The sequence below is a fragment of the Sporomusa sp. genome (genome assembly GCF_035561255.1).
Taxonomy (GTDB): domain Bacteria; phylum Bacillota; class Negativicutes; order Sporomusales; family Sporomusaceae; genus Sporomusa.
The window spans coordinates 1-13,652 of record NZ_DATMXX010000344.1; the positions used below are offsets into that span (position 1 = coordinate 1).

Annotated in this window: 12 protein-coding genes and 1 pseudogene; 8 read left to right on the forward strand and 5 right to left on the reverse strand. The window is 46.3% G+C overall.

The genetic code is table 11. From position 1 onward, the window contains the following. From VN379_RS19455 to VN379_RS19470, 4 genes are all read left to right on the forward strand, one after another. The coding region (locus VN379_RS19455) for an acyltransferase family protein (protein WP_325536896.1) at window positions 1-791 on the forward strand (791 nt) is incomplete at its 5' end. A 529-nt stretch (window positions 792-1,320) separates the two neighbouring features. Next, a complete protein-coding gene (locus VN379_RS19460; RefSeq protein ID WP_325536898.1) occupies window positions 1,321-1,533 on the forward strand; it encodes a hypothetical protein in 213 nt (70 codons plus the stop codon). 249 nt (window positions 1,534-1,782) lie between these two features. Then, complete coding sequence (locus VN379_RS19465; protein ID WP_325536900.1) at window positions 1,783-2,583, forward strand: SDR family oxidoreductase; 801 nt, start codon at window positions 1,783-1,785, stop codon at window positions 2,581-2,583. 50 nt (window positions 2,584-2,633) lie between these two features. Continuing rightward, window positions 2,634-2,972, forward strand: a complete 339-nt coding sequence (locus VN379_RS19470) for a nuclear transport factor 2 family protein (protein ID WP_325536902.1) — start codon at window positions 2,634-2,636, stop codon at window positions 2,970-2,972. Between the two features lie 447 nt (window positions 2,973-3,419). Here VN379_RS19470 and VN379_RS19475 read toward each other — a convergent pair whose 3' ends face one another. The 4 genes from VN379_RS19475 to VN379_RS19490 all read right to left on the reverse strand — a co-directional run bounded on the left by VN379_RS19475 (window position 3,420) and on the right by VN379_RS19490 (window position 7,872). After that, complete coding sequence (locus VN379_RS19475) at window positions 3,420-4,592, reverse strand: MFS transporter (protein ID WP_325536904.1); 1,173 nt, start codon at window positions 4,590-4,592, stop codon at window positions 3,420-3,422. 111 nt (window positions 4,593-4,703) lie between these two features. Further along, window positions 4,704-5,423 (reverse strand): AraC family transcriptional regulator, encoded by a 720-nt coding sequence (locus tag VN379_RS19480; protein WP_325536906.1) that lies wholly within the window; start codon window positions 5,421-5,423, stop codon window positions 4,704-4,706. 333 nt (window positions 5,424-5,756) lie between these two features. Then, window positions 5,757-7,196, reverse strand: coding sequence for a HAMP domain-containing sensor histidine kinase (locus tag VN379_RS19485; RefSeq protein ID WP_325536908.1), 1,440 nt, complete (start codon window positions 7,194-7,196; stop codon window positions 5,757-5,759). Beyond that, window positions 7,180-7,872: a response regulator transcription factor gene (locus tag VN379_RS19490; protein ID WP_325536910.1), complete on the reverse strand. Its 693-nt coding sequence runs from the start codon at window positions 7,870-7,872 to the stop codon at window positions 7,180-7,182. The genes VN379_RS19485 and VN379_RS19490 overlap by 17 nt, the downstream gene beginning before the upstream one ends. A 239-nt stretch (window positions 7,873-8,111) precedes the next feature. Between VN379_RS19490 and VN379_RS19495 the strand changes: the two genes are divergently transcribed. The 4 genes from VN379_RS19495 (at window position 8,112) to VN379_RS19510 (ending at window position 13,148) form a co-directional block, all read left to right on the forward strand. Beyond that, window positions 8,112-9,089, forward strand: coding sequence for an alpha/beta hydrolase (locus tag VN379_RS19495; RefSeq protein WP_325536912.1), 978 nt, complete (start codon window positions 8,112-8,114; stop codon window positions 9,087-9,089). Window positions 9,090-9,331: 242 nt separating this feature from the next. Further along, window positions 9,332-10,744 carry an SGNH/GDSL hydrolase family protein gene (locus tag VN379_RS19500; RefSeq protein WP_325536915.1) on the forward strand — a complete coding sequence of 471 codons (1,413 nt, stop codon included), beginning with the start codon at window positions 9,332-9,334 and terminating at the stop codon, window positions 10,742-10,744. A gap of 108 nt (window positions 10,745-10,852) precedes the next feature. Beyond that, a complete protein-coding gene (locus VN379_RS19505; RefSeq protein WP_325536917.1) occupies window positions 10,853-11,785 on the forward strand; it encodes a DUF362 domain-containing protein in 933 nt (310 codons plus the stop codon). A gap of 4 nt (window positions 11,786-11,789) precedes the next feature. Beyond that, window positions 11,790-13,148 (forward strand): 4Fe-4S binding protein, encoded by a 1,359-nt coding sequence (locus tag VN379_RS19510; protein ID WP_325536920.1) that lies wholly within the window; start codon window positions 11,790-11,792, stop codon window positions 13,146-13,148. A 218-nt stretch (window positions 13,149-13,366) separates the two neighbouring features. On the opposite strand, the pseudogene VN379_RS19515 reads toward VN379_RS19510, so the two are convergent. After that, window positions 13,367-13,652 (reverse strand): annotated as a pseudogene (locus VN379_RS19515) (arsenical pump-driving ATPase); the annotation flags it as partial.

The window sequence follows — 13,652 nt, forward strand, 5'->3', positions numbered from 1 at the left end:
GGCATAGTATTCGGACACAATCATTCTTCTGGGAGTTCTATATCAGTTATTTGTTAAACTACCAATTTATCGGTGGAACAGGGCCATTGTGGTTTGTACTGGCACTGCTGTCTTTTTCGATAATCTATGCATTTGTTAGAACAATACAAGGTGAAACCAAGAATTCGGATAGTTCTTTTTCTTTTAAAGTACTAATTAAGCTTATTTTATTAGTCACAGTGAGTACATTTGCAGTGCGTTTGTTTCAACGTCTTGATACCGCTGTCTTGAATATGCAGTTATGCAATTTTGCGCAATATATTATCTTATTTTCCCTTGGTATTTACGCGCAAAGGAATAATTGGTTAGTGAATATTGACTATAGTTTTGGGAGAAACTGTTTGCTAACTGCTATCATCCCGGGAATTGTATTCTTGCTAAGTATTGTTTACCTTGGGGGAGCTTTAGAAGGAAATTCCGATACTTTTAAAGGAGGCTTTCATTGGCAGAGCTTGGCATTTAATTTTTGGGAAGCAGTTACTGGTATATGTATGTCCATTGGACTGGTTGCATGGTTTAGGCAAAACGTTAATTGGCAAAATGGAATACTAAAAAGATTATCAAACAGTGCATTTACTATGTATGTCTTTCAAGCGCCTATACTTGTGTTAATAGCACAGGCAATACAAGTATGGTATCTTCCTGCTATTTTGAAATTTCTAGTCCTTGCTATATTTGCTCTTCCAGTCTGCTTTGTTATAGCTCAAATAATTAAGGCTATACCATTATTTAGAACCATTATGAGATTTTAATCATATATCAAGTTACGCGAGTATACAGTAAGGTTGGAGGGGGAGGGTGGGTGTAAACTACTCCGAAGGAGATTTGGGAAAAAGTTGGGGCTTATTTGTTTCCCCACAGTGCCAAATGGTTGCAAAGGTAAACAAAGAGAAGCTCAAGCAATACCGTACAACAACGCGGTGAAAAAGTTCTGTGACGGTCTGTGATAAAAATCCAACATTATCAACCATTCATGGTGTTTTGAAAACGAAAAATGATGGCGAAATTTGAACTGCGAATCAAAAGGCCGCAGGTTCGAATCCTGCCGGGGTCGCCATAGGTATATCAAGGGTTTTACGAAGTTTTCGTAAAGCCTTTTTTCGTTTTTATAGCAATTTGACAACAACCGTACTGAAATAATCGCTCCTGGGACGGGCGAAACGTGGTGACCCGCGTGGGCTGTAAGGCCGCGCGGGTCATACATCCGTTCCAGACGCAGACAGGCACACCTCTCCCGGGGTGTGCCTTTTGCGTCGGAAATTGTAGAGAAAGGAGGCACAAATGATGGCTGTAGTAAAACTACCGCAAACCAGCACCATTGCCATTAAGCTGCAAAAAGGGTTGACGACCTCCGGCAGTCCAGCTGTATGTCACCCGGAACTACACAGGCAAACCGTCGGCGGCCGACCAGGATTTGTTCGATGTGGCAGCTATATTTGGTCGTATGTGCGCAAATCATTCATACAGCGAATACAAGAAGTGTTGCAAATTTAAAACCGTGATTGAATATGACATGCTGTTGTCTTATTACCTGCTGTACAATAAAGAAAAACAGGAGGTGATAAAAATATGCTAGGCTAGCTAAAGTATACCTATAAGCATAAGCAGGTGGTCGAGAGAAATACTTGGCAATAGCTTCAAATTTGCCGCAGTCTAAAGAAAATTGTGACGAAAATAGGTAAATATTAAAAATTATGCATACTAACATTGGAAAGAGTTAGAAGGTTAGGGCAGGAGGATATAATGAGCAATTTAACAGGTAATTCATTTGACAGAAATGAACTAAAGGGCAAGAGAGCTCTAGTGACAGGCGGGACAAGCGGTATGGGGGAAGCCATTGTAAAACGCCTTGCCGCTGCTGGGGCGACAGTGATCACCACGGCGCGTTCTGTTCCTAGCGGGTCGTTAGCCCCCGTTTTGTTTATTCAGGCCGATATTAGTACACCTGACGGTGTGAATCAGGTGGTTCGCGGGGTACAGGAACACCTGGGGGGAGTAGATATTATTGTGAACAATGTCGGCGGCTCCTCTGCCCCCACGGGGGGAGCACTTGCAATGAATGATGATCACTGGCAGCAGATTTTTAACACTAACTTATTCTCTGCCGTGCGCTTGGACCGGGCGTTACTGCCGAAAATGATGGAACAGAAGTCCGGTGTTATTATTCACACTACGTCGATCAGACGGCGTTTGCCAGCCACTGAAACCATGGCCTACTCGGCAGCGAAAGCCGCTTTGGCAAACTACAGCAAGGGGCTTGCCAATCAGGTTGCTCCATATGGGGTGCGCGTGAATGCGGTTTCACCTGGATTTATCGAAACACAGGCAGCCACGAGACTGATTCAGCGGTTGGCGGAAGATTCCGGTACCGACTACGATAGTGCCAGGCGTGACCTGGTAAAGTCTCTTGGGGGTATCCCCTTGGATCGGCCGGGCCGTCCTGAAGAAGTTGCGGAACTGGTTGCTTTCCTAGTGTCCGACAGGGCTTCCTATATTACCGGTTGTGAACATGTTATTGATGGCGGCACTTTGCGAGAGATTTAGAGAATGAGTTACCAGAAATGATTAACATAGTGAAGGAGTAGGTTGATACTATGAATATGAAACTACCGCCGCTGGTTGCCAAGTTTGTTCAGGCAAAAAATGCTTATGACAGTACTGCCTTTGTTGCTTGCTTTGCAGATCAGGCCGTTGTCCATGATGAAGGAAAAGAGATGCGCGGTACGATCGCGATCCAAAAATGGATTGAAGCCAGTAATAAAAAATATCAAGATACCCTGACGGTTACCAATCTTGTCGAACATAACAATGAAACTGTTCTTACAGCTCTGGTTGCCGGTAACTTTGAAGGGAGTCCGGTCTCGCTTGATTTTCATTTTAGCATCAAAGAAGACAAGATTGACAGGTTGAGTATTTTAGTGGCTGGCGAGTGAATGTTTTTTAGGGAAAGCGGGTGGCTTGAATTATTAACAACCCCGTTTACGTGACCCGGAACTATACCTGCAAGCCGGCGGCAGGCAACCAGGATCTTTTCGATTTGACGCTGAGGCTGGTAAGCCTGAGACGTGGATGGTCCGGTTAAGTCAGGACAGCGCCCGGAGCGGGGGCGGCTGGCATGAAGGCTGATGAATGGCTGGCTACGGTGGATGCCGTAGCCTGGCCAAAGAGCATGCCGACCGGCTGCAAAATATCCGGGATATCCTGGGGCTGATCCTGCTTGTGAGTAAGTTGAACCGTTAAGAGAAAAAGCTGCGTGCCTGGTGGGCGTGCAAGCCAGCCGTCATCGTAAAAATCCAGGCAGGGCACAAACAGGATGCCTGTGCCCTGCCTGGCCGGCCGCCTTTGAAAAGGACAAGGCGGTGGAGGTGCGGAAGGAGGAGTTAGTTGAAACTATTAAATCCTGCCGTGGTGGATCTCGTCATTAGCAGTAGAATTACTTGTAGTATCAGTATTGCGGAAAACATTTGAAAGCCACTCTGGTAGCTGCTGTCTTGTATGTAACCGGACAAAAGCATTGGACCCCAAAACATGCCGATCCCCCAGAACAAATAATAAATTCCGGAAATGGCGCCCTTAAATCCTGCCGGTACCTTTTCATTTAAAAAAGCCATAGAAGCGAGGTAATAAGCTCCTAAGCCAAAACTGGAGAAACACAAGATCAGTGTGAGGGCAAAAGAATGAAAATACACGGATGCGGCAATACCTGCAGCTGCGATGAGCATACCTGTGACCATAAATAATTGCCGCCCCAGCCGATCTGAAAGGTAGCCGATTGTTAGCTGAGCCAGGCTGATTGCAACATAAAATACTGAGAAAAAGATATTAATACTGGACTGACTATACCCTTTTACAGTAAGCAAAAAGGCGGGAATAACGGTCATAAACAGACCGAATCCTGCTCCATATAACGTGATCCCCCACAGGACAGCTGCAATATGAGGGTCTTTCATTAGCGTGAGGCACCCGCGTATAGTGACCATTTCTCCGTCTGTACGTTGACTGTTCCGGTGAGGCTTCATACTATAGCTAATGATGAGCGCACTGATGAAGCAAAATACGGCGTAAAGCAAAAAAACCTGATGATCTGACCAGTCTTTCAACAGCATGACTCGAAGAAATGGTCCCAAAGTCAGTCCCAGGTAAATAGCAGCATTATATATACCAATCGCTTTTCCCTTATTGGCAAAATAACGGACTGATAATAGAGCCGGTGCCAGGCTTAGCAATGGTGCCTCGCCAATTCCCTGCAATACTCTGCCGAAAAGAATCAAATGAACATTATTTGAGAAGTAGAATAATAATCCTGCAATGATGCTTAGTATATACCCCAGCAGTATGAAAGGCTTGGAACCCCATCGGTCGGCCAGCATTCCGACAGGCAGCTGTGACAATACCTGTGCTAAAGCATATGCGGCTGCTAAGTGCCAAACAGATGCGCTGGAGTTGGTTAGCGTAATGACGACTTTTGGCAGTAAAGCCAGTACCATGCCATCGCCTGTCATCAGCAAAAAAACCGCAAGACTTAATAGGAACAGTTGATAATGTTTTTGCATATGGGTTCTCCTTCTTTTTACCGAATGGCAAAATAATAAAGTAAGGCAGCTGCCTTACTTTATTATAGACGCGGCAAAAAGAGGTTTTTTCACCGTATTTAAGATGATATTTTACTTGTTTATAGAATCATTGCGATAAGCATGGGGCGTTATTCCTTCCCACTGTTTGAACAGTCTGGTTAATGATGCCTGATGTTCGTAGCCGACTTGCTGGGCAATCGCCAGCATACTGTAGTTTGTTTCCCGGAGCAATCGTTTGGCTTCCAGCAGTCTTAAGTTTTGTAGATAGGTTTGCACGCTAACCCCCATTTTTTTCTGGAACCACTGGCTGTAATAACCGGCATGATAATGTTCTAAGGCCGCTAATGTCTGAAGAGAGATGCTGGTATGATAATGGTTGTGAAGATAGCGAATAGATGGATACTCCTGATTTTGTTGGATTAATTGAAATGAATAATAGAGCAGCTGGTTCATTGCTGTAGTACTCGTTTTTTCCGCCTCGCACTCGTTTAGCATCAGGAAACGCAGTGCGCGCCAGCGGTCGTCAAACTCTAAATATTTTACTTCGTCGTCAGTACAGTTATGAGAAAGTAAGGTATATGGAATATAAAATACCAAAAATTCATTTCGATCTTTTGAATAGTAGCTGTGCTCGCATCCCGAAGGCAGGAAAAGAACATGGTGATAGTCCAGAATTAGCGACCGCTGCCCTGATTTTAAACGTAACGTTCCTTGTAATGGCAGGATTAAGTGCCCAAATGAATGACTATGCGTATGCTCAATATCAATAAACTGTATTTTTTCAGCAAGTGTTGAACAGATTTGCTTCACTAGTTTCACCTCTGGCTCACTAACCTTATATCGAATGAACTTAGCATTAGTATATAGCGTTTGGTCAACTCCTGACAACTTTTCTTTATTAATACAATATGTACTGTTGGATTTGTCGCTTGTTACTAAAGGAAAAGAGGCAGAACAACTGCCCACGATGACGTTTTCGCCCAAGAGCTTATTCATTGCAGCCAGGTCAGTTCTGAGAAGATCCGTCTTTTAACTATATTACAAGTAACAAGAATGTAGTCAAGAGCAATACATCGTATGGTGAAAAAGTTATTTTTAAAGGCGTAAAGACCCGGGAGATTTCTCCAGGTCTTTACGCCTTTATTATTCTATATCATGCTCGGCTTTTGCTGCATCCTGCAGCGGGATTCTGACGGTAACCCTGGTGCCATCCCCCGGTTTGCTGGTCAAATGAATGGTACTGGAATGCTGAGCGGCGATCCAGTGGGCAATCGATAAGCCTAAACCTGTACCTCCCCCGGTGGCTTTTGTCCGTGATTTATCAACCCGATAAAAGCGGTCAAAGATATTGGACTGCTCGTCTTCCGGTATTCCTATGCCGGTGTCTTGGACGGTAATTTCCAAATGGCTGCCTGTTTTTTGGGAAGCAATGCTTATCGTTTTGCCCATTGGTGTAAATTTAATACTGTTTTCGATAAAGATGCGCAGCATCTCTTTGATGGAGGAAGCATCCGCATCAATGGTCGCCGGGTCATTTTGTACAAGCAATATTTGATGATCTGGAGCTATCAGGCGAGTCTCTTGAGCAATCTCGTCGAGTAGAGGTTCTGTTTTCACAGATATTTTTGTAACGATTTGCTTACTATGATCGGCTCTTGCTAAAAAGAGCAGTTTTTCAATCAGTTCGTACATATTGGATGCTTCCGATTTTATGGCGCTAATGCCTTCATCCAAAGCCGCAGGATCTTGTTTGCCCCAGCGGTCCAGCATGTTTGCATAGCCGCTGATGACTGTAATTGGCGTGCGCAATTCGTGGGATGCGTCCGATACAAAGCGGCGCTGTTGTTCAAAACCGGTCTGAATCCGATTCAGCATATGGTTGAAGGTTTTAGCGAGTTCTTGCAGTTCATCATTACTACCCGTAATATCAATACGTTTCCCAAGGTCGTTAACCTCAATTTCTTTGGCGGTATTGATGATGGCACGAAGGGGGCGGAGAATTCTGCGGCTGATAAATATGCCGGATATGATGGCAATCAGCAGGCCTAGTGCATTGGTTACCAGCAGGATTTTGACCAGAAACATCAGGAAATGAGTCTGCTCCGTCATGGGTTTCATAAAATGCAGCTGATAAGAACGGTTGTCAATGGTAACCACTTGGTTGGCATAGTAATAAAAGTGATGATCGATACAGACGATTTGGGTTCTTTTATTGAGCGGGGCGAGCAGGAACGCGCCTACCTCATCAGCATGTTCTTCCGAAAAATCAAGGGTATCAGAAATGGCGGGGGCGTTGTCAAATACGAGGTTGTTCTGATTATCAATGATTCGAAGTATGATTCCTGTCGGAAGGAGCTTTTTTTTAAGCAGGTGCTGATCTACTGCGTTTCCCGCCTCAAGATAGTGAGTTACACTATATATGCTTTGGTCGAGGGCATTATCCGCCTGTGTATATAACATATAATACAGTCCCGCTACGGTGATTAGACTGGTAAAAAGCAGGATACAGGAAAGAATGACCGCATATAGGATGGCCAGTTTGATCGATAGCGGTATGGCCAGTTGTTTAATCTTTAACCACATAGCCTACCCCCCGGATTGTATAGATGTATTTCTGTCCAAACCGCTCATCCAGTTTGTTACGTAGATAACGGATGTAAACATCCACAATATTGGTATCTCCCGTATATTCATAGCCCCAGACCTTCTGCAGGATGCGATCTCGATTCAGTACCAGATTTTTATTATGTACCAGATAATCAAGGAGGTCATATTCTTTCTTGGTTAATTCCACCGGCTGCCCGTCAACCTGGGCTTCATAGCGGTTCGGAAATAACTTTAGATTTTTTACACAAAGTCTGTTGTCATCTGTTGGCTGCTGCACAATGTTTGTCTTGCGGAACGCTGCACGGATGCGGGCAAACAGTTCCGGAATGGCAAACGGTTTGGTAAGATAGTCATTTGCACCAGAGTCCAGACCGGTTACTTTCGCTTCGATATCGTCCCTGGCAGTTACCATAATAATCGGAACTTCGGACAATTCCCGCACGCGCCGACAGACTTCCACACCATCCATCTCCGGCAGCATGAGATCCAAAAGGATCAGGTCGAAGTCTTCCTGCATAATCCGGTCGAAAGCCCTGCGGCCGTTTGTTTCGATGGCGGTTTGAAAGCCTTCATGTTCCAGTTCCATTTGGAGAAAACGGGCGATTTTCCACTCGTCTTCCACTACTAATATTTTTCTTCCTTCTGTTGTCATTGCCGTTACCCTTCCCCGTTTAACCAGTGTGATTGTGTGCAATTATATCAAAACACATTTTTGCTTAATTGGGAAGAACCTGTATGTATTTCTAATCTGATTTTAATCTTGGTCTAATAAAATAGTAATCTTCAGAAGTTAAACTACTTTCAATACTATTAAAATTTATCAGAAAACAATTTAGTCTAATTTTACGAAAGGGATGATCATACGCCAATATATTCTGCGCGAGGTATACCATGCAATCCAACATAGAATTCCACCTACTGAAAAAAAGGACCTGGCGACGCTGGTTGCTGGTTGGTACATTGGTCGTTATCCTCTTTATAAATGGCGCCGGCCTGTTTGTGGGGAACATTATCTACCAAGAAACGAGCGTCCTACATTCCCGTCTGAATGCGCAAAAGGAGGGAAGACTGAAGCAACTTTTGGAATTTGGCAAACTGGAAAAGCAGTGGCAGAATATTGTTATTGAATCCCGCTTTGGCTATCCACTACAGGGGACGTACATTATTAATCCCCAAGCCACGGATAATACCCTTATTTTTTTACACGGTTTTACCGAGAGCCGTTTAGTCGGTCTTAACTATCTAAATATTTATCTAAATGCCGGCTTTAATATCTTGCTTGTCGACTCGCGGGCCCACGGGGAAAGCGGCGGTAACTCGGTCACCTGGGGCAACTATGAGAAATATGATCTGGATCGGTGGGTGGACTGGGTTCAGCAACGTTTTCCTGAGGGTACGATTGGTGTTCATGGAATATCTATGGGCGCGGCAACTGCTCTCATGCACGCCGAGCTCAATGAAGCCAATAAGCGGGTAGCTTTTTATATTGCCGATAGTTCCTACTCTGATTTTGAAACATTGCTGATGCTGCAAATGAAGCAGCGGCTGCACCTGCCGGGAATGGTACTGCCGAAGCTTTTACTGCAATACGCAAATGTTATCGCCTATCTCAATTCCCGTTTTACTTTTTATCAGGCATCACCGGTCCGGGCAGTGCGCAATGTGACAACCCCGATTCTTTACATTCACGGCGAAGCCGATAAGCTTGTTCCAGCCGACATGTCGCTGGAACTCTATAACGCCACCAAAGGGCCCCGCCAAATCTATACGTTTCCAAACGCCGACCATGTAAGTGCCATTTTTGATGACCGGTACCGGTATGGCAGAGTCGTCCAAAATTTTACCCATTCGATTGAGCAGCATAGCTGATACAAAGGCCTGGTCGCACGTAGCTTCCAGGTCTTTGGTATAGGAGTAAGGTGTTACTTGCCTTATGTCCTGTGTTTAAGAGAGCTAGTTTTTAATCTAATTCTAATCTCAGGCTAATGATAGTTTTATGTTCAGCAGTTAATATATTGACTATCGGCTGGTAACGTGACTGGGTGCTTGGCGTGAATAGACAAGTTGTTTGCGCTAACCGCGCTTTATTATAGTGATAAGGAGGGGCGCCTGTGAGCAGGGTGTTACATAAAAGTAATTTTGTAATCATTTTTTCGCTGAGTTTTGCCATGCTTATTTTGGCAGGCAGTTTCATTTTCGGGAATACCGCAACGGGAATAGGGATTGGCAGCAAGCGGGAACAGGCACCGGGGCGGGTTGTAAATCAGGCAGCTTCACAGACGGACAAGCCAGTTCCTAGGGTTCATTTTTCCCGGCAGGCTCCCGCTTCTGTAAAGCCGGTTCTGATCTGGACCAAGGTCAAAGGGGCGGTAGTGTATGAAATCGAGTTGTTAACAGAACCGCCGGAAAATCCCAATGGCACGACGTTATCCAAAAACCGCTTCTTTACCACGAAACAAGTCTACGTCAACGGATTTAATGCCGATGTATCCACAGGCCTCTTGGGGGAGGTCTTTTATTGGCGTGTTCGGGGACTGAATATTGACGGTAATCCGATAGGTGTTTTCTCCGATGCTGAGCTGGTATATATTGACCGGCAGAAAGATCCTCTGCAAAAACCTGTCCCCACTGCAGTTTTCAACCAAAGTGCAGGCAGTACGTTGCTGTATCCGGTATATGCCTGGATTCCCATAGCCGGAGCGGAAAAATATGAGGTTGAAATACTGAACGATCTTCCGGAAAACCCTAACGGGGTTGCTCCGTCCATCCACAGGATTGATACAGCGATTGTTAGGGGGTTTGACTACTATGATGAAAGTTCCAGAATTTCTGAGAACCCCTTTTATTGGCGAGTAAGAGGACTGGACAAGGCTGGAAACCCGGTGGGGGTGTATTCGGATGCTGGAAAATATAATGTGAATCCTGCCAAGCCAGTGACTGTGGCGACATTCGGCGACAGCATTACGCACGGCGGCGGTAGTGTTTCCTATTCGCCGGCGGACTGGGAGTACAGCTATCAGCATTACCTGGATTTTCCCACCATAAATCTTGGCAGAAGCGGCGATACCAGTCAAACAATGGTTGAGAGGTTTGAACAGGATGTTTTGCCTTTCCAGCCTCAGTACCTGCTGATTTTAGCCGGTACAAACAGTCTGCGGGGAGGAGTAAAGGCCGATAGCGTCATAATGGATTTGAAGGTGCTAAAAGAAAAATGTCTCGCTAACAATATCCTGCCTGTATTTTTGACGTTGCCGCCTATTAATCCGGACAATATTAAAAAAGTGTTCAACGAACCTACAGCGCCGGATTGGCAAGATCAAACTAAATTAGTCAATGATTTCATCCGCACCCAGGACCATATCGATGTGGCGCGGGAAATGGAATTTCCCAATGGACTTCTTCCTGCGCAGCTAGCGGTTGACGGACTGCATTTAGACATCAAGGGGAAAAAGAAAATCGCGTCCGCCATTAATGCGAACTGGGCACGCATTGCAGAGTTATCCCGGCAGAGCAGGAACGATTAAAAAGTGTATTGCCACAGCCCTTTTATCTGCTGGGTATTGACTGCATTATCGTTGTTTAGATGGCTTGTAAAAGGTAAGAAGTCAATTATAGAAAGGAGAATGATTGAAATGGACAGGCGTCAATTTATCAGTGGGGTTGGTTATGGATTATTATCGCTAGGATTGGCAGGGTGTGGCTTGCCGTTTTCCGAAAAGAGTGGTGATACGAAAAGCAATCAAACGTCGTCGGCGGCGGTAAGCGGGTACGATCGTGGCAAACTTGTTATAGCAGAGGGAACGGAGCCAAACTTGCTAATCGAAAAAGGCTTTACCGCTCTTGGGGGAATTAGTGCATTGGTCCGGAGCGGGGCGACAGTGGTAATTAAGCCGAACTTCAGTGTTCCCAGAAAACCGGAAGAAGCAGCAACGACCAATCCGCGCTTAGTTGCTGCTGTGGTGAAGCAATGTTTGGCTGCAGGGGCTAAGGAGGTCAAAGTGATTGATTATCCGTTTAGCAGCCCACCCGTATGTCTCGCCAACAGTGGAATAAAGGCGGCAGTAGAGGCTGCGGGTGGAAGAGCTTTTGCCATTAATGCGCAAAATTTCTATACGCAGGTTGATATCGGGGGTAAAATCTTGAAAACTACCTTGTTTTCCAAGGATGTGTTAGAAGCCGACGTATTTATTAACTTTCCCATACTCAAGCATCATGGAATTACTAAGCTGACTCTGGGGATGAAAAACATGATGGGGTTGGTATGGGACCGAGGCTACTTCCACAGGACAGACCTTATCCAAGGAATTGCTGAACTTGCTGCGTTCCGTAAACCTCACCTTACCATATTGGACGCTACAAGAGGTATTACCGATAATGGCCCTGTCGGACCGGGCCCCATTCGTGAATGGAACCAAGTGGTTTTTGGTGTTGATCCGGTAGCCGTTGACGCTTATGGAACAACGTTATTTGGTCTTAAACCGGCGGAAATCGGGTATGTGTCCGCAGCTGCGCAATTGGGAGTGGGCGAGATGGATTTGCAAAAGCTTACAGTTGTGAAGGTGTGAGGTAATGAAATCAAAGATGGCACTTTGGGGGCAATATCTGGTGCAATTGATCTCGTTAGTTTCTTTTGTGCTGCTTATTGCCAGCTTATCGTATCCGCTCGGACCGGAAAATTCATTATTACAGTGGTTTTCCCGACTTGATCCCTGGCTTTTGCTGAGTCAGCTCCGTTGGCAGCAGGCGGTTCCCTACTGGGTGTGGCTGCCGCTATTGACCTTGACGGCAACCTTGCTGTGGGGGCGGGTATTTTGTGGTTGGCTGTGCCCTTTTGGCGCTTTCTTGACGTTGATCGATAAAATTGGCAGGGCATTCCTTAAAAGCATGTCACTAACCAGAACCAAAGTACTGTACGCCGTACAGCCAATACGGTATTATTGGTTGATCTTCTTAGTGAGTGTCTTTGTTCTGGGATCAAACTGGGTCTTCTTCTTAACCCCATTTGCGCTGTTTAGCCATGAGATTGTGAGGGGATTGCAGGGGTATATGCCCTGGACACTCATTGGGATTACGGCCGGTACCCTGCTTTTTTCCCGTCTCTGGTGCAGTGTACTATGTCCAACAGGAGTGCTGCTGTCATTGGCAGCCCGGCTGCGGCTGTTCCGCTACCGGATTGCGGGAAACTGTGTACATTGTGAGAAATGTACGAGAACCTGTTCTGTCGGCGCGGCGCCGGCAGATACTGGTGTTGCGCAAGAAGGGTGCTTAGCCTGCGGGGACTGTCACCGGGTTTGTCCCACAGAAGCAATCAACTGGCAACGGAGTTCTTCGAACGGTAAAAACAGTCAGCTTGCTCCTGCCGATGACAGTGCAGCGACAAAGCATCAACCGTCGCGAAGACAATTCTTCAAAGTTGCTTTTGCCGTTGCCATGGCTGCCGCGTTATGGAAAAAGACCGTTTGGGCGGCGGAAAAAGTTTTACGTCCGCCCGGAGCTCTCCCGGAAACAGACTTTACTGCCGTTTGCAATCGTTGTGGGAGGTGTATTCAGGTGTGTCCCAGCAAAGCGTTGCGCCCGCTGCTTATCACAGACGGCATAGCGAATTTTGAAACACCTTATATCATCCCGCGTAAAAACCGTTGCGATTTATGCCTGGTATGCCAGGAGGTATGTCCGACCGGAGCGATTGCCAAGGTGCCTCTGGAAAAAGTCCGGATGGGCCAGGCGGTTATTGATAAGCCTCGTTGTATAGCCTGGAATGAGGGTAAATTATGCTATATATGCGGTGAACAATGTCCGGTCCTGGCAATCGAAGCCGATGAACATCACCGGCCTACGGTTCTGATAGACAAGTGTGTGGGATGCGGTTCCTGTGAAAATGCCTGTCCGGTAAGTGGCGAGGCCGCCATCCGCGTTTTTCCCCAATAGTCATCTTTGGTTCTGGGCGTGAGACTAATATTGCGAGGCTGGCCGCACGCCGAGCCGCGACTAAGTACGATAACAGCCAAAGCCGGGAGGTTATTCCGGCTTTGGCTGTGTGGTGATAAGTCTGCTTGCCGCAGGTGCCGGTGTCTGGGACAAGAGTGCCCAGACCGGGTTTCGCCGTAAACGGTGGGGATAGCTCCCGGCAAAAGCGGTTTGCTGGTTTATAGAGTTAGCAGTTGATCAGCCTTGATGTCGGCGGCGCTCCAGGCGATGACGGCAAAATGGCCCTGGGCGTGCTGATCAACCTTGTTGATCCATTCAATCTCATTGCTGGCCTTGGCCGCCAGCAGGCGGTTGGTTGTTTTGGTGTGATACAGGGAAGCGTTGATGACCCACCATTTGGTGGCAATGCCCGCCCGTTTCAAGTCTTCTTCCAGGCGCAGCGCTTCATAGACCGGTGTGGCTTCAGCCAGGGTAATGATGATGACCTCGGTTTCAGCGGCATTG

What these genes read in the sequence shown, in the direction of transcription:
- VN379_RS19460 (WP_325536898.1), top strand. Translation starts at nt 1,321, where the DNA reads ATGATGGCTGTAGTAAAACTACCGCAAACCAGCACCATTGCCATTAAG.
- VN379_RS19465 (WP_325536900.1), top strand. Translation starts at nt 1,783, where the DNA reads ATGAGCAATTTAACAGGTAATTCATTTGACAGAAATGAACTAAAGGGC.
- VN379_RS19470 (WP_325536902.1), top strand. Translation starts at nt 2,634, where the DNA reads ATGAATATGAAACTACCGCCGCTGGTTGCCAAGTTTGTTCAGGCAAAA.
- VN379_RS19475 (WP_325536904.1), bottom strand. Translation starts at nt 4,592, where the DNA reads ATGCAAAAACATTATCAACTGTTCCTATTAAGTCTTGCGGTTTTTTTG.
- VN379_RS19485 (WP_325536908.1), bottom strand. Translation starts at nt 7,196, where the DNA reads ATGTGGTTAAAGATTAAACAACTGGCCATACCGCTATCGATCAAACTG.
- VN379_RS19490 (WP_325536910.1), bottom strand. Translation starts at nt 7,872, where the DNA reads ATGACAACAGAAGGAAGAAAAATATTAGTAGTGGAAGACGAGTGGAAA.
- VN379_RS19495 (WP_325536912.1), top strand. Translation starts at nt 8,112, where the DNA reads ATGCAATCCAACATAGAATTCCACCTACTGAAAAAAAGGACCTGGCGA.
- VN379_RS19505 (WP_325536917.1), top strand. Translation starts at nt 10,853, where the DNA reads ATGGACAGGCGTCAATTTATCAGTGGGGTTGGTTATGGATTATTATCG.
- VN379_RS19510 (WP_325536920.1), top strand. Translation starts at nt 11,790, where the DNA reads ATGAAATCAAAGATGGCACTTTGGGGGCAATATCTGGTGCAATTGATC.